Raw genomic sequence first — 24,973 nt, forward strand, 5'->3', positions numbered from 1 at the left:
GTCCCAGGGGCACGCAGCACGGGTCGAAGGTGCCGAGGAAGAAGTCGCTTTCACTGCCGCTCACCGGGTCCTGGTGCACGGCATAGAAGTCGACCAGCTCCGTCGGGTCGGTGGAGAAGCCCACCCACGCCAGGCGCAGCGTGGACTCGACGGCGATGCCGCCGACGGTGCCACCACCGGTGCCCACGAGGAGGGACTCGACGAACACATACGAAGGCTGCGTGTGCGGCAGCGTATAGATGCCCACGTTGGCCTCGATCGTGTGCGCCGAGATGTACGGCCCGTTGGCATCGGCTTTCATCGTTCCGTGGAAGCCGATGGTGTCGCCGACGACCAGGGGAGCGGACAGGTTCGGGTCGGTGGACACGCCGTCAACGGCGCGCGCACCGGCCGCGTCCATCACAAACGTGGTGCAGTACGTGCCGGCAGGATTCGGCGTGAACGTCGGCAGCAGCGTCAGCGGATCGAAGGACTTGCAGTTCGGCGAGATCGGCCGGTTGTACAGCGGGCAAGCGGGGTCGATGCCGGGGGTGATCGTCGCACCCGTGACCGGGTTGATGATCGGGTTGACCGGGTTCACCGACGGAATGCAGACCGGATAACCCAGTGCGGAGTGCATCGTGGGATTGTCCGTGTCGGCGGTGAAACGACCGTCGAAGCCGGGTTCACCGACGTCCACGTTCGGGTCGCCAACCTGGCCGTGGATGATGCCGAAGCGGCCCACGGGGTCGTTCATGCGCACGCGGGTGACGCCTGCCACGAGCGGCGGGCACGCCGCGCCCACGGGCTGCAGCGGGCCGCCGACCTGCATTTCGCCGGTGGCGTAGTCGATGCAGCTGATCATGCCTTGGCCGGCATTGAGCGACTGCTGCGAAACGAAGATCAGGCCGGCGATGTTCTCGCCGTTGATCACGTTGCCGACCACGTGGATCTCGGTCGCGGGCAAGGCAGCGTTGTAGCTGGTGACCGTGCGCGAGGGATCGACCCAGGGCGTGGTGAGCACGCCCGGCGCGCCAACGGCGAAGGGGTCGCTCAGCGACAGGCCGCTGGTTCCGAGGGGGGTGCTGTCCTTGGGCGCCTGGGTGAAGAAGTCAGCCCACGAGATCGCGAGGGCAGGCATCTGCAGGATCGTGTTGCAAGGCACGATGATCAGCTGGCCGTTGAGGGTGACCGTGCCACCGGCCAGCCGTGCATCCTTGACCGGCAGGTTGGGGCAGCGGGCGAAGGTGGGATCCACCGTGGCCGACTCGATGTAGCCGGTGAGATCGAACTGCGGCGGCACCGGGATCGGTGCCTCGCCTGGCGGCACCAGCACGCCACCGCCGAGACCGCCATTGATCCGGCGCGCAAATGCCGGATTGGCAAACAGACATGACATGACTAGCAGGAGGAGCCACAGCCATGTGGCTGTACCCCCTCCGTACTTGTGGTGAACTGAACTAGCGAGCTTCATGATGCCCCCTCGAGAGGAATGGTTGCTATGCCTTGAACAAGGCTGATCCGGTTGCTTTGCTTGGCCCCTGCAAGTGGACGTCGGCAAACCTCCAGCCGTGGGTCATGGAGCATCACCTGTGCCATGTTTAGATCATTCGTATTAGTTGCGGTTGGGAACTAGCTACTAGTTGCTAAATGTGGGTAGCGCCCCCAGCTGGCAGAGAACTGCGTTCGAGAACATATTGGTTCTGCTGGTAGCACTGCGAGAATGAGACCTGTTGAAGGGGACACCGCGCGGGATGTGGGGCATGCATGGCCCACCTTCGGGGGTTGTAGTCACCCACCGGTTCCCCCGTTCACACCCACTCCTGCGTCCTGCCGCACGACCTTGCGCGCGAAGCCAGGCAGCGACGGCCATCGAGGAGAAACGACGGGGAGAGGTGCGCAAGACGCGCCAGCCAGCGGCCGGAAGCAGCGACGTTGAAATGCGAAGGAGGGGGCGTAAGGGAAGTGCTATGGGGCACTTTGGGCATGCGAGCCGAATCGGCAGATCGCCGTGCCAATCGCGCGGTATGGAACGCGCGCTCCACGCGCAGGACGCCTGCTGTGCGCGGGGAAGCCCTGTCGGGCTGGAGCAGGTGAATGCCCCAGCCCGAAGAGGTCGGTCAGATACCGACGCAGCGGCTGATGCCGGCGATGTACGTCACCACGATGTTGCTGATGCTGCTCTTGCTGGCCTGCTTCGCGCCCGCGCCAGCGCGGACATTGGTCTTGACTTTCATTTGGCTTCTCCGGTGTGGTCGTTCGGTGGTGCATCACCGGCCCAATGCCGGCGATACCGGCCGGAGTCCCCGTCAGGGTGCACCGGCCTGATCTCGTCCTCCTTCCAGCCTCGTCCCTGAACCTCGGGTCCGGTAAGTTAACCGGGTTACTTGGATGCAGGTGCGGAGTTCAAAAGTTCTAACAAGACCTGACCGCACAGTACCCGTATCGCGCGGCGCCGCCATGGCCCACGTGGTGCATTCGGCAGGAACTTTGGTGCCGCGCTGAGGGGATCAGGGCTGGCGCCGTCGGATCACCGGAACCGGAAGGTGCCCGGAACGGCTTCGGGCCGGTGGAGCGCTGCCTGGACCGCCTCGGCCGACTCCGGCTGGAAGTCCGCGGTCGGCGTGTACAACTCGTGCAGCGCGAAATCGGCGGCCACTGTCCGCGCGGCGGGTGCTGTCCGCACCGTCTGGACGATTCTGAACTTGCAGGATGGCGTCCGCCCGCTTGCCAACCTTCACTGTTGCTGTCAGCCGGCCCGTATGCAGATCGAACACTCCCGGTTCGCGAGAGTGATTTCAGGCACCTTGCAGAGCGCATTGCGGAGCGTGGAGCCGCTGCTTGTTCTTCCCGGGTGCTGAGGCGAGCCTGAGCCCCCGGCAGGGCCCAGGCGCGCATCCCTGTACGCCTGCTTCCCTGGTTGCGCTCGCGCAAAAGCAGAGGCCCCTGCGGCCTGCCGGTGAGGGCAGGGCCGCAGGGGCCTCTCACGTTGTCTGCTGCCTCAGCGGATCGTGAATACCGCGTTGCCTTGCGAGACGCTTGCCGCCCCGCCCAGGCTGGACTTCACCGTCACCGTGGTCGGCGCCACCAGCACGGCAGGAACCTGCGACGTGTCCTGGATCAGGCCCGTCGCGTTGCCAACCCAGCATGCGGTCGGTCCGCACAGCGGAGCCGGCGCATTCGGCACATCGGCGGCGGTGTACTTCAGCGGCACCGTGATCGGCAGCGCCGTGCTGCCAGGCACGTTGGCAGGCAGGGTGTTGTTCACCAGGATCGCGTTCATCGTCATGCCCGCGGGCAGCGCGTTGATGTCGGTCTCGTTCGAACTCGCGGTGATGTTCAACTTGCCGAGGTCAGCGGGTGCCCCGACGCGGCTCACGATCGGGCGGTAGGTCACTGCCGTGATCGTCACGAAGTCGGACAGGACGGCCGGGCTCTTCACCGTGATCGTGCCGCTGGTGGTCTGCAGTCCGTTGGCCGGATCTGTCACGACAGCCACGAAGCTGAACGTCGCCGGCGAAGGGCTCACCGGCACCGTGACCGTCGCCACACCTGTCTGGTTCGGAGGCGTTCCACTGGTCGGCTGCAGTGCGATGCCCACCGACGGGCCACCCGTCTGGCGGAAGCTGATCGTGACCGGGCTCAGGCCGTTGTTGGCCTTGGCCGTCGCGTTCAGCGTCACGAGCGAGCCTGACTGCGTGCCACTCGTCTTCGTGACGATCGGCGGCTTGGTGTTCACCACAGCGGGCGTGAACGTGATGTTCGCGATCGCTGTCGGCAAGACACCGTTGGACACCGCCGAAGTGATGAGGATCGGGGTGGTGCTGGTCGTGGTGATCGTGGCCGTGACGGAGACCGGCGAGACTCCCGTGGTGGGCAGGCAGGTGCCGCACGAGAACTGGACGCCCGCAGCGGTCGTCCGCCACGAGTACAACATGTCCGTGGCCGGCGTGTTGGGGTTGGTGGCCGTCACGGTGAGCGTCACCACGTGCGGCAGTCCGTCGGCGATGACGGAGCCCGCCGAGGCCAGTGCATTGATGACCGGGGCGACCGGCTGGACTGGCGGGGTCAACGGCACGCCGGGTGCGACGCCGACGGCCGTGGCCTGTGGGCACAGCGAAGTGTGGAAAGTCGGGTCGGCCATCGGCAGGGCCCAGGGGGCCGGATCCAGTTGGCCGACGACGGGCGACAGCGTGCCAGGCCCGTCCAGGGGACCGGAGCCGCAGAACAGGAACGGCATGTCCTGCAGGTTGGCCGGAATGATCGGTCCGCCGAGCGACAGGTTCTCGCCAAAGATGTACTCGAAGTTCGGCAGGAAGTACTTGCCGACCGTGAGTCCGTTGGCGTTCCGAGTGACGGTCGCTTGCATGGCGACCGGATCCGGCGTGACGGGCGGCGCCATCATGCAGCGGGTCTGCAACTGGGGCGTGTTCGCAGCGTTGATGCCAGGGGGCTCGCACATGGTGCGGCTGACCGCGCGGTAGTTGCGCGTCGGGTCGCCGAACACGCCAAGGTTGTTCACCGGCGAGCGGAAGCGTCCCAGCGGCGTGCAGCAGGGATCGAACGTGCCGAGGAAGAAGTCGCTTTCGCTGCCGGTGAGCGGGTCCTGGTGCACGGCGTAGAAGTCGACCAGCTCGGTGGGGTCCGACGCCCAACCCACCCACGCCAGGCGCAGCGTCGATTCGACGGCGATGCCGCCGACGGTGCCGCCACCGGTGCCTACGAGCAGCGATTCGATGAAGGTGTATGACGGCTGCGTGTGCGGCTGGGTATAGATGCCCAGGTTCGCTTCGATGGTGTGCGCGGAGATGTACGGGCCGTTGCCATCGGCCTTCATCGTTCCGTGGAACCCGATGGTGTCGCCGATGACCAGCGGCGCCGAGACGTTCGGATCGGTCGAGACGCCGTCAGCCGCGTGCGCGCCGGGCATGTCCATCACCCAGGTGGAGCAGTAGGTGCCGGGCGGGTTGGGCGTGAAGGCGGGCAGCAGCGTCAGCGGATCGAAGGACCGGCAGTTCGGCGAGATCGGCCGGTTGTACAGCGGGCAAGCGGGGTCGATGCCGGGGGTGATCGTCGCACCCGTGACCGGGTTGATGATCGGGTTGACCGGGTTCACCGAGGGAATGCACACCGGATAGCCCAGTGCGGAGTGCATCGTGGGATTGTCCGTGTCGGCGGTGAAGCGCTTGTCGAAGCCAGGTTCCCAGACGTCCGCTGCGGGATCGCCGGGCTGGCCGTGGATGATGCCGAAGCGGCCCACGGGGTCGTTCATGCGCACGCGGGTGACGCCTGCCACGAGCGGCGGGCACGCCGCGCCCACGGGCTGCAGCGCGCCGCCGACCTGCATTTCGCCGGTGGCGTAGTCGATGCAGCTGATCACGCCCTGGCCGGCGTTGAGCGAATGCTGCGACACGAAGATCAGGCCGGCGATGTAGTCGCCGTTGACCACGTTGCCGACCACGTGGATCTCGGTCGCGGGCAGCGCAGCGTTGTAGCTGGTGGCCGTGCGCGAAGGATCGACCCAGGGCGTATCCAGCAAGCCCGGTGCACCCGCGGCGAACGGATCGCTCAGCGCCAGGCCGCTCGTTCCGGGCGGCGTGATGTCCTTGGGCGCGGACGTGAAGAAGTCAGCCCACGACGTTGCGAACGCGGGCATCTGCAGCACGGTATTGCAGGGCACGACGATCAGTTGCCCGTTGAGGGTGACCGTGCCGCCGGCGAGGCGCGGATCCTTGACCGGGAGATTGGGACAGCGGCCGAACGTGGGATCCACCGTGGCCGATTCGATGTAGCCGGTGAGATCGAACTGAGTGGGGACGGGCACCGGTGCCTCGCCGGGCGGCACCAGGACGCCACCGCCGAGTCCGCCATTGATGCGTCTTGCGAATGCCGGATTGGCGAACAGACACGACAGGACCAGCAAGGCGAGCCACAGCCATGTGGCTGGCTCTCCGCGCCTGTAGTGCACGGAGCGAACGGATTTCATGATGCCTCCTCGGGGGGATGTTTGCGACGCCGAAAAAAGCTGATCGGAATTGCGTCACCCAGCCCCTGCAAGTCGGCATTCGGCAAACCACCAGCCCGTCCGGTGACGAGCATCACGTGTGCCTAGATGGAAGCCCTTGGTTCTAAATGCAACAGGAATGTACCAACTGCGTCTTATATGCGTGAAGCGTCTCCACTTTGCACGCAAATTCGCGACGGAGCACCTTCGTTCCATCCGGTGGTGGTGCCGGCAGCAGAACGATGAGGGCCAGGCCGGGCCCGAATGTGGGGGGTCAGAGAGCCCACCTTCGGGGGAGTAGTGCCCCAGTGGCCGGACTTTTCCCACGTGCGCACGACAGAAATGCGGCGCGGTTCCTGCGAGTGATCCGCGATCGGGGTGGAGCCGGTGAGAGCCCCACCCGAGCGCAGGGCTAGATCCCGACGCAGCGGCTGATTGCGGGGATGTACGTGTACAGCAGTTGCACGATGCTGCTCTTGCTGGTCTGCTTCTGGCCAGGGGCGCTGGCACTACCGCCGGCGCCGGCACGGACGTTGGTCTTGACTTTCATTTCGTTCTCTCCAGTGTGGGTGCTTGAAGGTAGATCGCCGGCCCTATGCCAGCGATCTCCGGTGGGAGTTCCCCTTGCGGTGGACTCCCGCGTGGCTTCGTCTTCCTCCCAATGCCAGCTGAGGCAGGGAATGACATCGAAAGTTGTACACGAGGCCCTGGTGCACAGTACTCTCGCGGCCTGCCGGTGACAGGGCCCATAGGGAGCTTTCGGCAGGAACTTTGGTGCCTTGTGGCGGGGTGGGAGGCGGCGCGTGGCAACCCGACGGGGGGCGCCCCGCGCGTCGCCCTAGAATCCCCCGCAGAGGACCCCGATGACCATCAAGAGCGACAAGTGGATACGCGCCATGGCGCAACAGCACGGGCTGATCGAGCCCTTCGAGCCGGGGCAGGTGCGTGAGGTCGAAGGTCGGCGCGTCATCAGCTACGGCACCTCCAGCTACGGCTACGACATTCGCTGCGCGCCCGAATTCAAGGTCTTCACCAACATCCACAGCACGGTGGTGGACCCGAAGAACTTCGACGAAAAGAGCTTCGTCGATTTTCACGAAGACGTGTGCATCATCCCTCCCAACAGCTTCGCGCTGGCCCGCACGCTGGAGTACTTCCGCATCCCGCGCAACGTGCTGACCATCTGCCTGGGCAAGAGCACCTATGCGCGCTGCGGGATCATCGTCAACGTCACGCCTTTCGAGCCTGAGTGGGAAGGCTACGTGACGCTGGAGTTCTCCAACACCACGCCGCTGCCCGCCAAGATCTATGCGGGCGAAGGTTGCGCGCAGGTGCTGTTCTTCGAGAGCGACGAGGAATGCGAGGTCAGCTACAAGGACCGCGGCGGCAAGTACCAGGGCCAGCAGGGCGTGACCTTGCCCAAGGCCTGAGCGCGCAGGACGCGAGGGTCGCGCAGAAGCGGCGACACGTGTGCGCTCGCTTCGCAAGACTGGCGGCGGCCAGGGTGGTCGCCGCGCAACAGGCGCGTGCAGCACTGGCCATCGACGCGGGCGGCGCGACGAAGGGCGGCTGCGGCGGCATCGCTCACCCCTTCGCCCATTGGATCATGTTGGTCCGCAGCAAGCTGTGCCGTTTAGCTTTCGTCCTACAGCAGTTCGCGCTTGCCACGATGGCCGGCCGATGGGGCGAAGCCTAGGATGGCTGCACCCAAGGAAGTCCGTCATGTCCATCCTCGCCAACGTCGTCGATCCGGCACCGCAGCATGAGCAGGAGCGCAGCCTGACGCCGTGGGTGTTGCTCGCACTGGTCGTGGGCGTGCAACTCGCGGCCTTCTGGCTGGTGTGCAGCCACCAGGTGCGCAAGGCGGAAGCGCGCCGCAACGAGGTGATGGTGCAGCAGATGGCGCTCTCGGATTGCCTGCAGTACGTGCCGGGTTCGACGATCGCAAGCTGCGCCTCGCAGATGGGCATAGCGGCCGACGTGGCCGGTGCGCCGCCGGCCGGCACCCCCGCGGTGCCTGGGGCGGTGCCAGTGAGTTTCAGCTACCACTGAGGCGTCCATGAATCCCTTGCACGCGTACCCGGCGGCCGAACGCCCCGTGGGCGCGGGCGGGTCTCTCCTCGCGGTCGGCGACGATCCGGACAACGAGCACTACTGCCCGATCGAACAGCTGGCCAGCTTCGCGCTCTTGATGGCGGGCCATGGGCGCTGCGTCTCCACCGACATGATGCTGGGCGACCGCGACTACGCCATGGCGCAACTGGCCTGCGCCCGCGCCATCGACGACGACCCGGAACTCGCGCGCGTGGCCAGGCGCCTGTTCGCGTACTTCGAGCTCTAGAACTCCGCCCCTTCGACCAGGAAGCGCACGCGCCGCGTGCCCTGCCACTCGTCCGCCTCCAGCCGGAAGGCCATCATCACCCGCGCCGGCAGCGGCTCGGTGTGGCCGAACCAGATGGCGTCCACCGGCTGGCCCTGGTGACGCAGCTTCAAGGCGAGGTGCTTCTCGCCCACCAGCTTCTGCGACACGACCTCGACTTCCTCGCTGAACACCGGTGGCGCGAAGCCCTGGCCCCACACCTCCCGGTGCAGCGTGTCGACGAGATCGGCGCGGCGGTATTCGGGCGCCAACGGGCCGTCGGTATGCAGGCGGCGCAGCAGCGTGGCGGCATCGAGCCATTCCTGCGCGACCTGCGCCAGTGCCACCTCGAAAATCTCGAGGTGCTCCTCGGCGATGGTGCAGCCGGCCGCCATCGCGTGGCCGCCAAAGCGCAGCAGCACGCCCGGATGGCGCTTGGCCACGAGGTCGAGCGCATCGCGCAAGTGGAAGCCGGGGATGGAGCGGCCCGATCCCTTCAGCTCGTGCTCCTTGCCCGGCGCCTGGCTGGCGGCGAACACGAAGGTGGGCCGATGCAACTTGTCCTTGAGACGGGAGGCGACGATGCCGACCACGCCTTCGTGGAAGTCCGGGTCGAACACGCACAGGGCCGGCGGCGGCTCCTCGCTCTCGTCGAACAGCGACTCCACCAGGGCCAGCGCCTGCTCGCGCATGTCGCCTTCGATTTCGCGCCGGTCGCGGTTGATTCCGTCGAGGGTGCGCGCCAGTTCGTCGGCCCGCGCGGCGTCGTCGGTCAACAGCAGCTCGATGCCCAGGGTCATGTCGGCCAGCCGGCCCGCCGCATTGATGCGCGGTCCCAGTGCGAAGCCGAAATCGAAGGTGGTCGCCACGTCGGCGCGCCGCCCGGAGATGGTGAAGAGCGCGGCGAGGCCGCAGGGCAGCGCGCCCGCGCGCACCCGCTTGAGGCCCTGTGCCACCAGCCGGCGGTTGTTGGCATCGAGCTTGACCACGTCGGCCACTGTGCCCAGTGCCACGATGGGCAGCAGTGCATCCAGCTTGGGCTGCGTGCGCTCGTCGAAGGCGCCGCGCGCGCGCAGTTCGGCGCGCAGCGCCAGCAGCACGTAGAACATCACGCCGACGCCGGCGATGGACTTGCTCTCGAAGCCGCAACCCGGCTGGTTGGGATTGACGATCAGCGCGTCCTGCGGCAGCAACTCGCCGGGCAGGTGGTGGTCGGTCACGATCACGTCGAGCCCGAGTTCGCGCGCGGCGGCCACCCCGTCGAGGCTCGCGACGCCGTTGTCCACCGTGATCAGTACGTCCGCGCCCTGGGCCTTCACCCGCTGGGCGATGGGGCGCGTGAGGCCGTAGCCGTCGATCACGCGATCCGGTACCAGGTAGCCGACGTGGCGTGCGCCCAGCAGCCGCAGGCCGCGCAAGGCGACGGCGCAGGCGGTGGCGCCGTCGCAGTCGTAGTCGGCCACGATGCACAGCTTGCGGTCCGCGGCAATGGCGTCGGCCAGCAGGCGCGCCGCTTCGGTCGCGCCCTTGAGCGTGGCCGGCGGCAGCAGGCGCCCCAGGGCGTTGTCCAGTTCGTCCGTGCCCAGTACACCGCGGGCGGCGTACAGGCGCGCCAGCAGCGGGTGGATGCCGGCCTGCTCGAGGGCCCAGGCGGCCCGCGGCGGGACGTCGCGGGGAACGATCTTCACAGGCCCTCCAGCAGGCTGGCAGGCGTGGGCGCGCCCAGCCACGCTGTGATGCGCTGCCAGGCACCGGCGGCCCGCGATGACCAGGTGCGCGATCCGGCCTCGCCGCACAGCGTGAGGCGCACTGCCTGGCCCGCATCGATTGCAGCCAGCAGGCGCACGCAATCGCGCGTATCCAGTTCCTGCCAGGCCGCGGCCCAGCCGCGCCAGTCGCCGGCCAGCGCCGCCTCGCGGAGGTAAGGCGTCACCTGCAGGCTTGCGGGCGCCGTGGGGCGCGGGCCGGGCGGCAAGGCGCCGCTGGCGCTGGCCCAGAAGGAGTTGACCGGCAGCAGGCCGCCGCGCTGGCGCGCGTCGTTCAGCGGCAGGGTATAGAGGAGCATCTGCATTTCCTGTTGCAGCCGGCGCAGCGGCCGGCCGGCCTCGCCGGCGGGCATCCAGCGGTCGATGGTCCGCCCGATCACGCGGTCGAGCGAGGCGGTGGGCAGCGTGCGGAAGAGGTCACCGCGCGCCAGCCAGCGCAGGGGCGCATCATAGGTGAGGGTGATGCCGTCCTCCGCGAACCAGGGCTGCAGCGCGGCCAGCAAGGCGCGCGAATCCGCGGCCTCGAGCTGCAGCTCTTTCGGTGGCGCCAGGTCGATGTGATCGCGGCCTACCAGCAGGTGCGCCGGCGTGATCCAGGCCCACCCTGCCTCGCCGGGATCGCCGCCCGATTGCTGCACCTGCAGGGCGGCCAGCGGCACCAGGCCGTCGGCCGGCTGCAGGCCCCACGCCCGGGCCAGCGCCCGTTCATGCGGCGGCGACAGGCTGCCGGCCTCACCGGTATCGGTGTGCTCGACAGCCAGCCGCCTGAGCAGCCGCTGCAGCTGGGGCAATTGGAGGCCGCGCACCGCCTCGGCGCAGGCCGGCTGCGCGCAGGCCGCCATGGGAACGAGCAAGTGGACACCGTCTGACACAGCCGTATTGTCGGCGATGCCACAATGCCCGCCGATGGCAAACCTTCACTGAACCAGCACGATGGCCCTTCCTTACGAGCTCGTGCTGGGTTGGCGCTACACCCGCGCCGGCCGCTCCACGCGGCGCAACGGCTTCATCTCCTTCATTTCCGGCGTCTCGATGCTCGGGATCGCCCTGGGCGTCGCGGCGCTGATCATCGTGCTGTCGGTCATGAACGGCTTCCAGAAGGAAGTGCGCGACCGCATGCTGGCGGTGGTCTCGCACATCGAGGTGTACGGCCCCGGCGGCGGCGTGCTGCCGGACGTGAACCGCACCCTGCAGGAGGTGCGGCGCAACCCCGAGGTGGTGGGTGCCGCGCCCTTCGTGGCGACGCAGTCGCTGCTGGCACGCGGCGAGGACATGCGGGGGGCCATGGTGCGCGGCATCGACCCCAAGCTGGAATCGCAGGTGACGGACGTCGCCGCCACTTCGCAGGGCGCGCTGAACAAGCTGGTGCCGGGGCAGTTCGGGATCGTGCTGGGGGTGGAGCTCGCGCGCAACCTGGGTGTGCGCGAGGGCGATGCCGTCACGCTGATCGCGCCGGGCGGGCAGGTCACGCCGGCCGGCGTGGTGCCGCGCCTGAAGCAGATGACGGTGGTGGGCACCTTCGACTCGGGCCACTTCGAATACGACAGCGGCCTGGTGCTGCTGCACATCGACGACGCGGAGCGCATCTTCCGGCTCGAAGGGCCCAATGGCGTGCGGCTGAAACTGCGCGACCTGAATCGCGCCCCCGAGGTGGCGGCGCAGCTGGGCACGCAGCTCACGGGCGACTTCCTGATCCGCGACTGGACGCGCCAGAACCGCACCTGGTTCTCCGCCGTGCAGCTGGAAAAGCGGATGATGTTCATCATCCTCACGCTGATCGTCGCCGTGGCCGCCTTCAACCTGGTGAGCACGCTGGTGATGACGGTCACCGACAAGCGCGCCGACATCGCCATCCTGCGCACGCTGGGCGCGAGCCCGGCCAGCATCATGGGCATCTTCGTCGTGCAGGGCGCGGCCATCGGCGTGATCGGCACGCTGGCGGGGCTGATGGGGGGCCTGCTCATTGCCGTCAACATCGATGTGATCGTGCCGGCCCTGGAACACGCGCTTCATGCGAATTTCCTGCCCAAGGACATCTACCTGATCAGCCGCATGCCGAGCGATCCGCAATCCTCCGACGTGATCCCCATCGCCTTGATCTCGCTGGTGCTGGCCTTCGTCGCCACGCTCTATCCGAGCTGGCGCGCCAGCCGCGTCAATCCCGCGGAGGCGCTGCGCTATGAGTGACCCGTACACCGGCATCGTGTTGTCCGGGCAAGGCCTGACCAAGCGCTTCAGCGAGGGCGGCCTCGACGTCGAGGTGCTGCGCGGCGTCGACATCGAAATACGCGCTGGCGAGACGCTGGCCATCGTCGGCGCGTCCGGCTCCGGCAAGAGCACGCTGCTGCACGTGCTGGGCGGACTCGACGCGCCGACCACGGGGGCGGTGCAGTTGATGGGGCAGGACCTCGCCAGGCTCGATGCCACGGCGCAGGGGCGGCTGCGCAATCAGCATCTGGGCTTCGTCTACCAGTTCCATCACCTGCTGCCGGAATTCAGCGCTCTGGACAACGTCGGCATGCCCTTGCGCATACGGCGGGAGCCGGCGGAGAAGATGAACCAGGCGGCCGCGGAGATGCTCACCGCGGTGGGTCTCAAGGACCGCATGTCGCATCGGCCTTCGGAGCTCTCGGGCGGCGAGCGCCAGCGCGTGGCGATCGCGCGGGCGCTGGTGGCGCACCCGGCCTGCGTGCTCGCCGACGAGCCCACGGGCAACCTCGATCGCGCCACGGCCGATGGCGTGTTCGCGCTGATGCTGCAGCTTGCGCGCGAGCGCGGCACGGCCTTCGTGATGGTGACGCACGACGAGCAGTTGGCGGCGCGCTGCGGGCGGATGCTGCGGCTCACGCTGGGACACCTGGAGGGCTCGGCGCAACGGGTGCCGGCGACCGGGGAACTGGTGCCGCTGCCGAGTTAGCGGCCCTGGCGGGTTGCCGGCGCAACCTGCCGCAACCTATCATCCGATCATGGAAGCTCGCCTGCAGGCTCTCGAAGCCATCCTGCCGACACTCGCGACGAAGGCGGACCTCGCGCTAGTGCGCGGCGAGCTGAAGGGCGAAATTGCCGATCTGCGCGGTGAGCTGAGGAGCGGCCTCGCGGAAGTTCGCGCGGACATTGCGGAGAGCCGCGCCGACGGCCAGAGATGGATCATCGCCACGGTCATCGGCTTGTTCATCGGTTTCGGTGGGCTGTTCATGGCGATGAGCAACGCGCTCAAGCCAGTGACTGGGGCCGCGGCGCAGCAGCCGATCATCATCAACGTGCCGTCACTGGCGCCGGCGCCGGCACGTTGAGAGACCCGCTCACAGGATCCGGTTGAACCACACCAGCGACAGGCCCGCCGAGAGGAGCACCAGCGCCGCCGCGGCCATCGCGAACAGGGCGGAGATCTCGGTTTCCTTCTTCTCGACGGTAAGCTTGGAGCTGAGGGTCTCGTAGACCTTCTTCAGGTCCTGCGCGGTGCCGGCGTAGAAGTATTCGGCCGAGGTCTTCTGCGCGATCGCCTTCAGGGTTTCTTCGTCCAGCCGCACGCGCATCGACCAGCCTTCGAAGCCGATGGTCTCCCCATCCACCGTGCCTATGCCCACCGTGTAGACGCGCACGCCGCGGTCCGCCGCCATCTTGGCCGCGTCGAGCGGGTCGACGCCCGTGGTGCGCTGCCCGTCGGTCAGCATGATGATGGCGGCCGAGGGAAAGGAGCCCGGTGCCACCGGCGTGAACTCCTGCTTGGGCTTGCGGTCCGCGTCCAGGGAGAGGCCGCGGGGGCGCTCGCGTCCCTGCTGCATGGTTTCGAGATCGATGCCGGCATCGGGGAACAGGGTGGCCAGCGAGATCACGATCGCATTGCCCGTCGCCGTGGCGCGCTGCAGCTGGAAGCGGTCGATGGCCGTGACCAGGTCCTCGTGATTCGTGGTGGGCAGTTGCGCCACCTGCGCCGAGCCGGCAAAGGCGACGATGCCCACCCTCACGTGCCGCGGCAGTTCCGCGATGAAGGACTTGGCGGCGTTCTGCGCCGCGACCAGGCGGTTCGGCAGGACGTCGGCCGCCCGCATGCTGCCGGAGACGTCCATCGCGAGGATGATGGTCTGCTGGTTCGACGGCAGCGTCACCACGGCCACCGGCCGCGAAGCCGCGAGGATCAGCGTGGCCAGCGCCAGCAGGAACAGCACCGGGGGAATGTGCCGCCGCACCTGCTGGCCGGCACCCATCGCCTCCCTGACAATCGAGAGCGAGGCATAGCGCACCGCCATCTTCTTCTTGCGGCGCAACAGCAGCACGTACAGCCCCACCAGCAGCGGCAGGGCGAGCAGCAGCCAGAGGAATTGCGGCCAGAGGAATTGCATGAGGCTCTCCGGGTCAGGCGGCGTGCCGCAGGTGCGCGGGCAGGCCGCCGGAAGTCAGTTGGCTGCGGCGCTTGCGCATGTCGACGAAGCGCACGATCGCGTCCACGAGGTCGGCGTCGGTGGACAGCTCCAGGGCATCGACCGCGCACTTGACCAGGGCGGCGCGCAGTTCCGCCTCCCGCTGCGCGGCGATGCGGGCGAAGCGCTTGCGAAAGCCCGCGTCATGCGTGTCGACCACCAGTTGCTCGCCGGTCTCGGCATCGCGCATCGTCAGCAGGCCGAGGTCGGGCAGCTCCAGCTCCAGCGGGTCCAGCACGCGCACGGCCACGACCTCGTGGCGCTGCGCCAGCTGCGCCAGCGGCTTTTCCCAGCCCGGCTCGCTGATGAAGTCGGAGACCACGAAGACGGTGGAGCGGCGCTTGATCAGGCTGGCCGCCGAGGCCAACAGGTCCTGCAGGCGGGTCGTCCCGCTTTCGGCGCTGTCGGCGTGATCGAGCATGCTGTGCAGCAGATGCAGCACGTGGCGGCGGCCGCTGCGGGTAGGAATCACGGTGTCAACGCCGGCCCCGTAAAGCATCGCACCGACGCGGTTGCCGTGGCTGGTGAGCAGGCGCGCCAGCACGGCGACGAATTCGGCCGAGACGTGGCGCTTGCGCAGTTCGCCCGAACCGAAGTCGACCGAGGGGCTCAGGTCCAGCAGGAACCAGGCCGACATCTCGCGGTCTTCGGTGAACACACGCACGTAGGGCGACTGCATGCGCGCGGTGACGTTCCAGTCGATGTGGCGCACGTCGTCGTGCAACTGGTATTCGCGCAGGTCGGCCAGGTCGAGCCCGGCCCCGCGCAGCAGCGTGCGGTAGTCGCCCTGCAAGAGTCCGTCCAGCCGGCGGATCACTTTCCATTCGAGGCGCCGCAGCACCTGCTCCGCGTGATGCGCGGGAATCCCCGATGCAGTTCCCGATGCGGCGCCGCGAGGCGCCCCACCGCCGGAGTCCGCGGCATCGGCAGATGCCGCGTTTTGTCCGCGTTTAAGCCACCAGCTTTTCATGTTCGAGCGGCTTTGCGGGCGCGGGGATCTTGGCCATGATCTTCTGCACCACGGCATCCGAGCTCATGCCTTCGGACAGCGCCTCGTACGAGAGCACCACCCGGTGGCGCAGCACGTCGGGCACCAGGTCGGCCATGTCCTCGGGCAGCGCGTAGCCGCGGCCGCGCAGCATGGCCAGGGCGCGCGCGCCTTCGACCAGGTTGATCGTCGCGCGCGGACTCGCGCCGTAGGTGATGAAGCGGCCCAGTTCCTTCAGGCCGTGGCGCTCCGGCGTGCGCGTGGCCGAGACCAGCTTGACCGCGTACTGCACCAGCGAAGGATCGACATAGATCTCGCGGCACTCGCGCTGCAGCGCGGCCAGTTGCTCGGTGGTGGCCACGGAGCTGACATCCACTGCCGGGCCGGTGACGCGCTGGACGATGACGAATTCCTCTTCGTCGGTGGGATAGTCGACCAGCACCTTCATCATGAAACGGTCGACCTGCGCCTCGGGTAGCGGATAGGTGCCCTCGGTCTCGATCGGGTTCTGCGTAGCCATCACGAGGAAGGGACTGGGCACCTTGTGCGTCTCGCCGGCGATGGTGACCTGGCGCTCCTGCATCACCTCGAGCAGCGCGCTCTGCACCTTGGCCGGGGCGCGGTTGATTTCGTCGGCCAGCAGCAGGTTGGCGAATACCGGGCCGAGCGAGGTGCCGAACTCGCCGGTGCGCTGGTTGTACACGCGCGTGCCGACCAGGTCGGCGGGCACCAGGTCGGGCGTGAACTGGATGCGCTTGAACAGCCCGCGCATGGTGTTGGCCAGCGTCTTCACCGTCAGCGTCTTGGCCAGGCCGGGCACGCCCTCGACCAGCAGGTGGCCCTGCGCCAGCATGGCGACCATCACGCGTTCGAGGAAGCGGTCCTGCCCCACGACGACGCGCTTGACCTCATAAAGAATCTGTTCCATCAGTTGCGCCGTGGCGCTGTCGGTGCGGCTGGTGTTGTCCATGGGAGCGAGTGGATCCTCTGGCGTGGGTGGAAGTTCAGAACGGCGGCAGGCCGGCGGCCGAGGCGGCGTTCTCGATCGGCACGGCAAAGCCGATGCCGATGAAGGTGCGGGCGGAGGTCGGATTGAGGATCGCGGTGACGATGCCCACCACCTCGCCGTCCATGGTGACCAGCGGCCCGCCGGAGTTGCCCGGGTTGGCCGCCGCGTCGAACTGGATCAGGTTCTTCATTTCCGTCTTGCCCTCGGGCGAGCGGAACACGCGCCCCAGCCCGGAGACCACGCCGGCCGAGGCCGAGGGGCCGATCCCGAAGGGGAAGCCCACCGCCATCACCTTGTCGCCCGGGGCGAGGTCGTTGGTGGAGCGCATGGTGGCGGCGATCAGGTCGTCGGGGATCTTGCTGGCCTGCAGCACCGCCATGTCGTTTTCCGCCTGCACGCCGGTGATGGTGGCCTGCGCCTCGAGCCCGTCGAAGAAGATGACCTTGACGCGGTCCGCGCCGTTGACCACGTGCAGGTTGGTGAGGATCACGCCCTTGTCGACGATGACGACGCCGGTGCCGACGCCGTTCTCGACCTCGTCGCCATCACCGTCGCCCGCGGGGTCGCTGGGCGCCGGGCCCAGCGGCTTGGGCTTGGCGCCCCTGGGCATCTTGGCCAGCAGCTTCTGGTCTTCTTCGCGCAGGCGGCTTTTCTTCACGTAGCTGATGACGCGCACGACCGACGGCCGCACGTTCTCGTACGCGCGGGCGTACTCGGACGGCATCACCTTGGTCTCCATCGTCTTGAGGACGGCGGCGTTGATGTCTTCCTGCGTGAGCCGCCGCTGCGATGGGTGCAGGGCCAGGCTGGCGGCCAGCGCAAATCCGAGCAGCACGATCGCCATCCACTGCAAGCGCGGGCCGGCGGCGGCCAGGCGCTTCCTGAGCGGCGGCGCAGCGGCTTGCGCGGCGACGGTATCGGGGGAGGAGGTGGGCGCCTCCGGGGCCGTCGGCGCCGCGATGCGGGCAGGGCGGCTGGAGCTGTAAAGGGCGGGCCTGCGCATCCGTAATCCTTGGCTGTTCCGGGGGAGGGAGCCTGGGGCCACGCCGATGCAGCCCTGGCGATGAACAACACGGTATCACGGTTTTCCGGGGTCTGCACGGCTTGCGGCATCATGCACCGCGTGAAGTGGATAGATACGCACTGCCACCTGGATGCGAGCGAGTTTGCCGGCGACGTGGCCGCCGTGCGCGAGCGCGCACTGGCCGCCGGCGTGGTGCATTGCGTGCTGCCGGCGGTGGCGCCCGGCAACTTCGAATCGGTGCGGGCGCTTGCGCACCGATTCGGGGACAGTTATGCGCTCGGTATCCATCCGCTGTGCACGGCGACGGCGGGCGACGAGGACCTGGTGACGCTCGACCATGCATTGCGAGCGCAGCGTGACGACCCGCGCCTGGTCGCGGTGGGCGAGATCGGGCTGGACTACTTCGTGCCGGGACTGGATGCCGCGCGCCAGGAGCACTTCTATCGCGAGCAACTCGCCCTGGCGCGGCGGCACGGCCTGCCGGTGCTGCTGCACGTGCGGCGCTCGGCCGACCAGCTGCTCAAGCATCTGCGCCGCGCCGGCGTCGGCGGTATCGCCCACGCCTTCAATGGCAGTGCGCAACAGGCCGGCGAGTTCGTGCGCCTGGGCTTGCGGCTCGGCTTCGGCGGCACGGTCACGTACGAGCGATCGCTGCAGATCCGGCGGCTGGCGGGCGAGCTGCCCTTGTCGGCGCTGGTGCTCGAGACCGATGCGCCCGACATTCCGCCGCACTGGCTTTACATGACGGCCGAACAGCGTGCGGCCGGAGCGCCGCAAGGGCGCAACGAACCGGGCGAGCTGCCGCGCATGGGGTCCGTGCTCGCCGGCCTGCGCGGCATCGCGCCGCAGGCGCTGGCCGCCGCCACCATGGCCAATGCCTGCGCGGCGCTGCCGCGACTCGCCGCCCTGCTGGCCTAGGAGTCTGCGCGGGCTCCCAAGTCTGCCGCGCAGGGTTCTGGTCAGCCTGCGATCAGGCGATGGTGCGCGCCTTGTGCTCCATCCACGAGAGCTGCGTGGCCAGTTCGCCGTCGCCTTCCTGCAAGCGGATGATCTGTGCGCCGGCCTGCGTCAGCACCACCTGCAGTTCGTGCCGTGCGTCGATGGCGGCCATCAGTTCGGTGGGCACCAGCGCGCGGTAGCCGCCGACTTCCAGCAGCGGCCGCAGTTCCTGCTCGAGGCGCCAGCTCGCGGGGCCGATCTTGTCCTGCAGGGTGGTGCACAGCGCGGTGCGCTGCTCGCCCAGCTGCTCGCAGACCAGGTGCACCGAGCGGGCGTGGCTGCACAGGCGGTGCACGCCCTGCACGCGCGTGTGCATCGCCTGGGCGTGCCGGGCGAGCTCCTCGATCGCACGTGCGGCGAGTTCGGAGCTCGCCGCGCGGCGGCGGGTGACCAGGTCCTGGTCCATTTCGGCCAGCCAGCGCGCGGCCTGGCGCACGCGCTTTTGCAGGGACCCCGATTCCAGGGCCAGGTCGATCCACACCAGGCGCGTCACCGGCGCTTCGGTGTCGTGCCGCTGCACGAAGGCCGCGCCCAGGTGGCGCAAGGCCGTGGAGGCCCCGAGCAGCGCCTGGCCCTGGCGCACGAATTCCGCCGCCGTCTGGCCGCTGCGGCTGCCCAGGAAGTCCAGTGCCGTGGTGCTGGCGTGCATCGTGTGCACGGCATCCTCGATGGCTTCCAGCCGCAGCCCGGCGCGCGCCTGTGCCAGCCGGGCGCGCACGCCGTCCAGGCGCGGCACGCGCTTGCGCGCCATCGATTCCAGCAGTTCGTTCACGTCCGCGGCCAGCGCCGCCGCGGGCCGCCGCTGCGCGCGACTCGAAGGCCGCGTCAGCCGCTGTTCCTGGAAGGGCGCGGGACGCGTGGATTCCCAGAAGTCGTGGCTGGAGGAATGCGCCGACTCCGACCAGGACGATTCCGGCAAGTACTCGGTCATGGACGGCCGCGGGTAAGGATGAGCATGACAAACATTCTGTAACGAGTGGCGCGTCTCGCCCGCAGCCCACCGTGAACTGCGTCACGGCAAGCGGCGCGGCGGCCGCCAGGCCGTCAGTCTCGCCAAGATGTGCTGGTCCCGAAGCGCGCACTGCACACAGGGATAATCCGCACGAGTGAAAGCCGCCGCCCCCTCGCTTCCCGAAGTCAATTTCTCCGACCACGGCGACATCCGCTACCTGCACCTCGGCACCGAATGGATCCAGGGCTCGATGCGCCTGGATGCGCCGTTCGAGATCGAGCTCGAATACGTGCAGCGCATGATGGCCTGGCTGCTGTTCATGCAGCCGCAGACCGTGAGTCGCCGCCACGCCATGCAACTCGGACTCGGTGCTGGCACGCTGACCAAGTTCTGCCATCGCAAGCTGCGGATGAAGACCACGGCCATCGAGCTCAATCCGCAGGTGGTGGCGGCGTGCCGCATCTGGTTCAAGCTGCCCAAGGACGACAGCCGCCTCTCGGTGATCCTGGGCGACGCGCAAGAGGTGGTCGCGCACGAGCACTGGCGCGAGCAGGTGGATGCGCTGCAGGTGGACCTGTACGACCACGAGGCGGCCGCGCCGGTCCTGGACAGCGAAGCCTTCTACCGCGATTGCCGCAGCCTGCTGACCGAAGACGGCTGCATGACGGTCAACCTGTTCGGCCGCTCCTCGAGTTACGAGCGCAGCCTGGCGCGCATCAGGATCGCCTTCGGTGCCGATGCCGTGTGGGCCTTCCGTCCCACGCGCGAAGGCAACACGGTGGTGCTTGCGTTGCGCGAGCCCGTGCACCCGCTGCGCGGCGAACTGGCCGAACGCGCGGCGGTGATCGAATCGAAATGGGGCCTGCCGGCGCGCAAGTGGTTGCGGGGCTTGAAGCTGGCTGGCTGAATCCGGACGTTCTGCTTCTCCGCCTTGCGCTCTCCCCGTCTTGAGTACCATGCCCCCATGAGCGCCCAACCCAAGATTTCCGCCCGTACGGTGCCCCGCGGTCCGCTGCATTGGCGGCAGCTGGTGGAGTGGCTCAGCGAGGACGGGGTCATTTCGCCCGAGGAGGCGCGCCGCACGATCGCCCGTTGCGCGCAGGCAGAGAGTGCGCAGCATCCGCTGGTGCGCCTCGCGGCCGTCGCCATGACCCGTGCCTCCGACGGCAAGCCGCTCGACATCGAGGCCCTCACGCAATACCTGGCCGCCCGGGCCGGCATGGACTACCTGCGCATCGACCCGCTGAAGGTGGACGTGGCCAAGGTCGCCGACACCATGAGCGCGGCCTATGCCGAGCGCCATCGCGTGCTGCCCGTGCAGGTGACGGCCAGCGAGGTGGTGGTCGCGACCGCCGAGCCCTTCGTGGGCGACTGGATGGACGAAGTCGAGCGGCAGGCCAAGCGCAGCGTGCGGCGCGTGGTCTCCAACCCGCAGGACATCCACCGCTACACCGCCGAATTCTTCGCCCTGGCCAAGTCGGTCCGCGCCGCCCAGAAGTCCGGCGGCAACAGCAGCGCCGCCAGCTTCGAACAGCTGGTCGAACTGGGCCGCAGCAACAAGCAGCTCGATGCCAACGACCAGGGCGTGGTGCAGGTGGTCGACTGGCTTTGGCAATACGCCTTCGACCAGCGCGCGAGCGACATCCACCTGGAGCCGCGGCGCGAGCAGGGGGTGATCCGCTTTCGCATCGACGGCGTGCTGCATCCGGTCTACCAGATGCCCATCACGGTGCTCACCGCCATGACAGCGCGCATCAAGCTGCTCGGTCGCATGGACGTGGTGGAGAAACGCCGGCCGCAGGACGGCCGCATCAAGACCCGCAATCCGCGCGGCGACGAGGTCGAGATGCGCCTGTCGACATTGCCCACCGCCTTCGGCGAGAAGATGGTGATGCGGATCTTCGATCCCGACACGGCGGTGAAGGACCTCGACGCATTGGGCTTCTCGCCCCATGACGCGCAACGCTGGGAAGCGCTGGTCAAGCGGCCCTACGGGATCGTGCTGGTCACCGGGCCGACCGGCTCCGGCAAGACGACGACGCTGTATTCCACGCTCAAGCGCATCGCGACGGAGGAGGTGAACGTCAGCACCGTCGAAGACCCGATCGAAATGATCGAGCCGGCCTTCAACCAGACGCAGGTGCAGGTGCAGCTCGATTTCGGTTTCGCCGAGGGCCTGCGCGCGCTGATGCGGCAGGACCCCGACATCATCATGGTCGGGGAAATCCGCGACCTCGCCACCGCGGAGATGGCAGTGCAGGCGGCACTGACCGGCCACTTGGTGTTCTCCACGCTGCACACCAACGACGCCCCCTCCGCCATCACCCGCCTGATGGAGCTGGGCGTGCCGGCCTACCTGATCAACGCCACGGTGATTGGCGTGCTGGCCCAGCGCCTGGTGCGCACGCTGTGCCGCCAATGCAAGGAGCCCGACGCCGAAACCGCGCGCGCCGCCCTGGACGAGGTGGTCAAGCCCTGGAAGATCAGCGGCACCTGGCAGCCCTATCGGCCGGTGGGCTGCGTCGACTGCCGCATGACCGGCTTCCTCGGGCGCATGGGTTTGTACGAGCTGCTCACCATCAGCGAGCCATTCAAGGAGCAGGTCACCCGCGAGCCGGCGATGGCCCCGCTGCGGCGCCAGGCCATGACGGATGGCATGCGTCCGCTGCGGCTGGCCGGGGCACTGCGGGTGGCGGAAGGACATACGACGGTGGAAGAGGTCTTGAGCGCGACTCCACCGCTCGATTAAAAAAAGATCTCCGAAGTCAGGCTCTGGTCGGGTGATCGGGTGTAGGTGGAAGCCACATCGATACGGCCGGGTTGTTCCCGCACAATCCGCCGATTCCAGCTTCCGTCCCAGGAGACCGCATTGAAAATCAAGAGCCAGAAGGACTTCTTCTCGGGGCTCATCTTCATGGCCGCCGGCATCGCGTTCGCGTGGGGAGCCACCAGCTACACGGTCGGCCGGAGCGACCGCATGGGCCCCGGCTATTTCCCGCTGATGCTCGGCGTGCTGCTCACCGCCATCGGCTTGTTCGTCACCTTCCAGGCGCTGGTGGTCGAGACCGAGGACGGCGAGAAGATCGGCGGCGCCGCGTGGAAGCCGCTGCTGTTCATCATCGGCGCCAACGTCGTGTTCGGGGTGCTGCTGGGGGGCCTGCCGAAGTTCGGCATTCCCGCGATGGGGCTGGTCCTCGCGATCTTCGCCCTGACCTTCATCGCCGCCCTCGCCGGCAAGGAATTCAAGTTGAAGGAAGTGGCGATCCTCGCCGTCGCGCTTGCGGTGGGCAGCTACCTGGCCTTCATCGTCCTGCTGAAGTTGCAGTTCCCGGTGTGGCCCAGCTTCGTCGGCAGCTGAGAGCAAGGAAAGAAAGAGCATGGACCTGATCAGCAATCTCTCGATCGGCTTTGGCGTCGCCTTCACGCCGATCAACCTGATGTACGCCTTCATCGGCTGCCTGCTCGGCACGCTGATCGGCGTGCTCCCCGGCATCGGCCCGGTGGCGACCATCGCCATGCTGCTGCCCGCCACGTATGCGCTGCCTCCGGTGTCGGCTCTGATCATGCTGGCGGGCATCTACTACGGCGCGCAGTACGGCGGCTCCACCACCGCCATCCTGGTCAACCTGCCGGGGGAATCGTCCTCGGTGGTGACGGTGATCGATGGCTACCAGATGGCAAGGCAGGGCCGGGCCGGGCCGGCCCTGGCGGCCGCGGGCCTGGGATCGTTCTTCGCCGGCTGCGTCGGCACGCTGATCCTGGCCGCGTTTGCCGCGCCGCTGACCGAGGTCGCCTTCAAGTTCGGTCCGGCCGAATACTTCTCGCTGATGGTGCTGGGGCTGATAGGCGCCGTGGTGCTGGCCTCGGGTTCGCTGATCAAGGCGATCGGCATGATCGTGCTGGGCCTGCTGCTGGGAATCGTGGGCACGGACGTGAACTCCGGCGTGGCGCGCTTTTCCTTCGACATCCCCGAACTCACCGACGGCATCGGCTTCATCACCATCGCGATGGGCGTGTTCGGCTACGGCGAGATCATCTCCAACCTGGGCCAGAGCGACGAACACCGCGAGGTCTTCACCGCCAAGGTGACGGGCCTGTTCCCCACCAAGGAGGACTTCCGCAACATGATTCCCGCGGTGCTGCGCGGCACCGCCCTCGGCTCCGCGCTCGGCATCCTGCCCGGTGGCGGTGCGCTGCTGGCGGCCTTCGCGGCCTACACCGTGGAGAAGAAGACCAGGCTGCGCCCGGGCGAAGTGCCCTTCGGCAAGGGCAACATCCGCGGCGTGGCGGCGCCCGAGTCGGCCAACAACGCCGGCGCGCAGACCTCCTTCATCCCGCTGCTGACGCTGGGCATCCCGCCCAACGCGGTGATGGCGCTGATGGTGGGTGCGATGACCATCCACAACATCCAGCCCGGCCCGCAGGTGATGACCGGCAACCCGGAACTGTTCTGGGGCCTGATCGCCTCGATGTGGATCGGCAACGCGATGCTGGTGGTCCTCAACCTGCCCCTGATCGGCATGTGGATCAAGCTGCTGACCGTGCCCTATCGCTGGCTGTTTCCGTCGATCGTGCTGTTCTGCGCCATCGGCGTCTACTCCACGAACAACAACGTGTTCGACATCTGGATGGTCGCGATCTTCGGCGTGGTGGGCTACGGCTTCATCAAGCTGGGCATGGAACCGGCGCCGCTGCTGCTTGGCTTCATCCTCGGGCCGATGATGGAGGAGAACCTGCGGCGGGCCCTGCTGCTGTCGCGGGGCGACTGGGGCGTGCTGGTCACGCGGCCGCTCTCGGCCGGCCTGCTGGCGGCGGCGGTGCTGCTGGTGGTGATCGTGGCCTTGCCTTCGATCAAGGCCAAGCGGCAGGAAGCTTTCGTCGAAGACTGATCGCCCTGTGCATACAATTGGATACGGCCCCGCTGGGGCCGTTTTCGTTGGACCCCGCACGCATCATGACCCTACGTACCCGCAGCCTCCTGGTTTCGACCCCTGCCGCCTTCCTCGTGGTGGCGCTGCTGCTCGTCGCGTGGGGGTGGTTCACGGACTTCATCACGGTGCAAGGGGAGCGCACCATCTACACCGTCGCCTGCCAGGGCGGCGTCTGGGAGGGGGATCGCTGCACCGGGAAGCTGGTGGCATCCGACCGCTATCGCTTCCGCGCGCTGCGCCTGCGCAGCGAGGTGCTGTTCTGGCGGCCGCGCGAGCCCGAGCCCTCGGGCCGCTTCGGCGAATGCCGCATCACCGACGGCCGCAACTGGATCTGCCCGGGCAGCGCCGACACGCCCCGCAGCATCACGCTCGCGATGGACCACGGCCGCGCGGTGCACGACACCACGGGGCACGCGCGGCCCTTCCACGGCGTGCAGAAGTGGCGCTGGCTGCTGCTGGACTGGGGTCTCTACGGCGGTCACTCGGCCGATTACTGAAGGCGGCCATCGCCGCATGAGAGGGCGCGCAGCGCGGCCACCCT

Annotated in this window: 24 protein-coding genes; 13 read left to right on the forward strand and 11 right to left on the reverse strand. The window is 68.0% G+C overall.

The features are described 5' to 3' along the window. The 4 genes from JWP60_RS12140 to JWP60_RS12155 all read right to left on the reverse strand — a co-directional run. On the reverse strand, positions 1–1,378 hold a 1,378-nt coding region (locus JWP60_RS12140), incomplete at its 3' end, for a hypothetical protein (RefSeq protein WP_299791225.1). A 1,131-nt stretch (positions 1,379–2,509) separates the two neighbouring features. Beyond that, entirely contained in the window at positions 2,510–2,665 is a 156-nt protein-coding gene (locus JWP60_RS12145) for a hypothetical protein (protein ID WP_299791228.1), read from the reverse strand. Between the two features lie 315 nt (positions 2,666–2,980). Further along, positions 2,981–5,965 carry a hypothetical protein gene (locus JWP60_RS12150; RefSeq protein ID WP_299791231.1) on the reverse strand — a complete coding sequence of 995 codons (2,985 nt, stop codon included), beginning with the start codon at positions 5,963–5,965 and terminating at the stop codon, positions 2,981–2,983. 430 nt (positions 5,966–6,395) lie between these two features. Further along, positions 6,396–6,533 (reverse strand): hypothetical protein, encoded by a 138-nt coding sequence (locus JWP60_RS12155; RefSeq protein WP_299791234.1) that lies wholly within the window; start codon positions 6,531–6,533, stop codon positions 6,396–6,398. A gap of 313 nt (positions 6,534–6,846) precedes the next feature. Here JWP60_RS12155 and dcd point away from each other — a divergent pair, with 313 nt between their 5' ends. The 4 genes from dcd to JWP60_RS12175 all read left to right on the forward strand — a co-directional run bounded on the left by dcd (position 6,847) and on the right by JWP60_RS12175 (position 8,324). Next, positions 6,847–7,413: a dCTP deaminase gene (gene dcd, locus JWP60_RS12160; RefSeq protein WP_299791237.1), complete on the forward strand. Its 567-nt coding sequence runs from the start codon at positions 6,847–6,849 to the stop codon at positions 7,411–7,413. A 74-nt stretch (positions 7,414–7,487) separates the two neighbouring features. After that, complete coding sequence (locus JWP60_RS12165) at positions 7,488–7,679, forward strand: hypothetical protein (protein WP_299791240.1); 192 nt, start codon at positions 7,488–7,490, stop codon at positions 7,677–7,679. Between the two features lie 26 nt (positions 7,680–7,705). After that, positions 7,706–8,035: a hypothetical protein gene (locus JWP60_RS12170; RefSeq protein WP_299791243.1), complete on the forward strand. Its 330-nt coding sequence runs from the start codon at positions 7,706–7,708 to the stop codon at positions 8,033–8,035. Positions 8,036–8,042: 7 nt separating this feature from the next. Continuing rightward, a complete protein-coding gene (locus JWP60_RS12175; RefSeq protein ID WP_299791246.1) occupies positions 8,043–8,324 on the forward strand; it encodes a hypothetical protein in 282 nt (93 codons plus the stop codon). On the opposite strand, the gene recJ is transcribed toward JWP60_RS12175, so the two are convergent. Both recJ and JWP60_RS12185 read right to left on the reverse strand, forming a co-directional pair. After that, entirely contained in the window at positions 8,321–10,030 is a 1,710-nt protein-coding gene (gene recJ / locus JWP60_RS12180) for a single-stranded-DNA-specific exonuclease RecJ (RefSeq protein ID WP_299791249.1), read from the reverse strand. The genes JWP60_RS12175 and recJ overlap by 4 nt on opposite strands. Continuing rightward, a complete protein-coding gene (locus JWP60_RS12185) occupies positions 10,027–10,962 on the reverse strand; it encodes a phosphoglycerate mutase (protein ID WP_299791252.1) in 936 nt (311 codons plus the stop codon). Before JWP60_RS12185 ends, recJ begins: the two co-directional genes overlap by 4 nt. 79 nt (positions 10,963–11,041) lie before the next feature. Between JWP60_RS12185 and JWP60_RS12190 the strand changes: the two genes are divergently transcribed. Genes JWP60_RS12190 through JWP60_RS12200 form a run of 3 tightly spaced genes read left to right on the forward strand, consistent with a single transcriptional unit; the run spans position 11,042 to position 13,401 of the window. After that, positions 11,042–12,295, forward strand: coding sequence for a lipoprotein-releasing ABC transporter permease subunit (locus JWP60_RS12190; RefSeq protein WP_299791255.1), 1,254 nt, complete (start codon positions 11,042–11,044; stop codon positions 12,293–12,295). Continuing rightward, positions 12,288–13,025, forward strand: a complete 738-nt coding sequence (gene lolD, locus JWP60_RS12195; protein WP_299791258.1) for a lipoprotein-releasing ABC transporter ATP-binding protein LolD — start codon at positions 12,288–12,290, stop codon at positions 13,023–13,025. Before JWP60_RS12190 ends, lolD begins: the two co-directional genes overlap by 8 nt. A gap of 49 nt (positions 13,026–13,074) precedes the next feature. Beyond that, entirely contained in the window at positions 13,075–13,401 is a 327-nt protein-coding gene (locus tag JWP60_RS12200; RefSeq protein WP_299791261.1) for a hypothetical protein, read from the forward strand. Between the two features lie 9 nt (positions 13,402–13,410). Here JWP60_RS12200 and JWP60_RS12205 read toward each other — a convergent pair whose 3' ends face one another. From JWP60_RS12205 to JWP60_RS12220, 4 genes are read right to left on the reverse strand one after another with little or no spacing between them, the layout of a single operon-like run. Further along, entirely contained in the window at positions 13,411–14,451 is a 1,041-nt protein-coding gene (locus tag JWP60_RS12205) for a VWA domain-containing protein (protein WP_299791265.1), read from the reverse strand. A gap of 13 nt (positions 14,452–14,464) precedes the next feature. Further along, positions 14,465–15,499: a DUF58 domain-containing protein gene (locus JWP60_RS12210; RefSeq protein ID WP_299791268.1), complete on the reverse strand. Its 1,035-nt coding sequence runs from the start codon at positions 15,497–15,499 to the stop codon at positions 14,465–14,467. Continuing rightward, positions 15,480–16,487, reverse strand: coding sequence for a MoxR family ATPase (locus JWP60_RS12215; protein WP_299791271.1), 1,008 nt, complete (start codon positions 16,485–16,487; stop codon positions 15,480–15,482). Before JWP60_RS12215 ends, JWP60_RS12210 begins: the two co-directional genes overlap by 20 nt. A gap of 34 nt (positions 16,488–16,521) precedes the next feature. Next, on the reverse strand, positions 16,522–17,529 hold the full coding sequence (locus JWP60_RS12220; RefSeq protein ID WP_299791274.1) for a trypsin-like peptidase domain-containing protein: 1,008 nt from the start codon (positions 17,527–17,529) through the stop codon (positions 16,522–16,524). Positions 17,530–17,640: 111 nt separating this feature from the next. Here JWP60_RS12220 and JWP60_RS12225 point away from each other — a divergent pair, with 111 nt between their 5' ends. Further along, positions 17,641–18,468: a TatD family hydrolase gene (locus tag JWP60_RS12225; protein ID WP_299791344.1), complete on the forward strand. Its 828-nt coding sequence runs from the start codon at positions 17,641–17,643 to the stop codon at positions 18,466–18,468. A gap of 52 nt (positions 18,469–18,520) precedes the next feature. Here the strand turns inward: JWP60_RS12225 and JWP60_RS12230 are convergent, their stop codons facing one another. Beyond that, positions 18,521–19,480, reverse strand: coding sequence for a hypothetical protein (locus JWP60_RS12230; protein ID WP_299791277.1), 960 nt, complete (start codon positions 19,478–19,480; stop codon positions 18,521–18,523). A gap of 175 nt (positions 19,481–19,655) precedes the next feature. On the opposite strand from JWP60_RS12230, the gene JWP60_RS12235 reads away from it, so the two are divergent. From JWP60_RS12235 to JWP60_RS12255, 5 genes are all read left to right on the forward strand, one after another. Further along, positions 19,656–20,408 carry a spermidine synthase gene (locus tag JWP60_RS12235; protein ID WP_299791280.1) on the forward strand — a complete coding sequence of 251 codons (753 nt, stop codon included), beginning with the start codon at positions 19,656–19,658 and terminating at the stop codon, positions 20,406–20,408. A 57-nt stretch (positions 20,409–20,465) separates the two neighbouring features. After that, a complete protein-coding gene (locus JWP60_RS12240) occupies positions 20,466–22,250 on the forward strand; it encodes a type II/IV secretion system protein (RefSeq protein ID WP_299791282.1) in 1,785 nt (594 codons plus the stop codon). Between the two features lie 120 nt (positions 22,251–22,370). Further along, the gene (locus tag JWP60_RS12245) at positions 22,371–22,859 is read left to right on the forward strand and encodes a tripartite tricarboxylate transporter TctB family protein (RefSeq protein WP_299791284.1); all 489 of its coding nucleotides are present in this window, start codon (positions 22,371–22,373) and stop codon (positions 22,857–22,859) included. A gap of 19 nt (positions 22,860–22,878) precedes the next feature. Then, on the forward strand, positions 22,879–24,390 hold the full coding sequence (locus JWP60_RS12250) for a tripartite tricarboxylate transporter permease (RefSeq protein WP_299791286.1): 1,512 nt from the start codon (positions 22,879–22,881) through the stop codon (positions 24,388–24,390). Between the two features lie 65 nt (positions 24,391–24,455). Further along, positions 24,456–24,929 (forward strand): hypothetical protein, encoded by a 474-nt coding sequence (locus JWP60_RS12255; RefSeq protein WP_299791289.1) that lies wholly within the window; start codon positions 24,456–24,458, stop codon positions 24,927–24,929. Positions 24,930–24,973 lie beyond the last annotated feature (44 nt).

Source organism: Ramlibacter sp., assembly GCF_028291745.1.
GTDB lineage: Bacteria > Pseudomonadota > Gammaproteobacteria > Burkholderiales > Burkholderiaceae_C > Ramlibacter.

What these genes read in the sequence shown, in the direction of transcription:
- JWP60_RS12150 (WP_299791231.1), bottom strand. Translation starts at nt 5,965, where the DNA reads ATGAAATCCGTTCGCTCCGTGCACTACAGGCGCGGAGAGCCAGCCACA.
- JWP60_RS12155 (WP_299791234.1), bottom strand. Translation starts at nt 6,533, where the DNA reads ATGAAAGTCAAGACCAACGTCCGTGCCGGCGCCGGCGGTAGTGCCAGC.
- dcd (WP_299791237.1), top strand. Translation starts at nt 6,847, where the DNA reads ATGACCATCAAGAGCGACAAGTGGATACGCGCCATGGCGCAACAGCAC.
- JWP60_RS12170 (WP_299791243.1), top strand. Translation starts at nt 7,706, where the DNA reads ATGTCCATCCTCGCCAACGTCGTCGATCCGGCACCGCAGCATGAGCAG.
- JWP60_RS12175 (WP_299791246.1), top strand. Translation starts at nt 8,043, where the DNA reads ATGAATCCCTTGCACGCGTACCCGGCGGCCGAACGCCCCGTGGGCGCG.
- JWP60_RS12190 (WP_299791255.1), top strand. Translation starts at nt 11,042, where the DNA reads ATGGCCCTTCCTTACGAGCTCGTGCTGGGTTGGCGCTACACCCGCGCC.
- lolD (WP_299791258.1), top strand. Translation starts at nt 12,288, where the DNA reads ATGAGTGACCCGTACACCGGCATCGTGTTGTCCGGGCAAGGCCTGACC.
- JWP60_RS12200 (WP_299791261.1), top strand. Translation starts at nt 13,075, where the DNA reads ATGGAAGCTCGCCTGCAGGCTCTCGAAGCCATCCTGCCGACACTCGCG.
- JWP60_RS12205 (WP_299791265.1), bottom strand. Translation starts at nt 14,451, where the DNA reads ATGCAATTCCTCTGGCCGCAATTCCTCTGGCTGCTGCTCGCCCTGCCG.
- JWP60_RS12210 (WP_299791268.1), bottom strand. Translation starts at nt 15,499, where the DNA reads ATGAAAAGCTGGTGGCTTAAACGCGGACAAAACGCGGCATCTGCCGAT.
- JWP60_RS12215 (WP_299791271.1), bottom strand. Translation starts at nt 16,487, where the DNA reads ATGGACAACACCAGCCGCACCGACAGCGCCACGGCGCAACTGATGGAA.
- JWP60_RS12220 (WP_299791274.1), bottom strand. Translation starts at nt 17,529, where the DNA reads ATGCGCAGGCCCGCCCTTTACAGCTCCAGCCGCCCTGCCCGCATCGCG.
- JWP60_RS12225 (WP_299791344.1), top strand. Translation starts at nt 17,641, where the DNA reads ATGCACCGCGTGAAGTGGATAGATACGCACTGCCACCTGGATGCGAGC.
- JWP60_RS12230 (WP_299791277.1), bottom strand. Translation starts at nt 19,480, where the DNA reads ATGACCGAGTACTTGCCGGAATCGTCCTGGTCGGAGTCGGCGCATTCC.
- JWP60_RS12240 (WP_299791282.1), top strand. Translation starts at nt 20,466, where the DNA reads ATGAGCGCCCAACCCAAGATTTCCGCCCGTACGGTGCCCCGCGGTCCG.
- JWP60_RS12250 (WP_299791286.1), top strand. Translation starts at nt 22,879, where the DNA reads ATGGACCTGATCAGCAATCTCTCGATCGGCTTTGGCGTCGCCTTCACG.
- JWP60_RS12255 (WP_299791289.1), top strand. Translation starts at nt 24,456, where the DNA reads ATGACCCTACGTACCCGCAGCCTCCTGGTTTCGACCCCTGCCGCCTTC.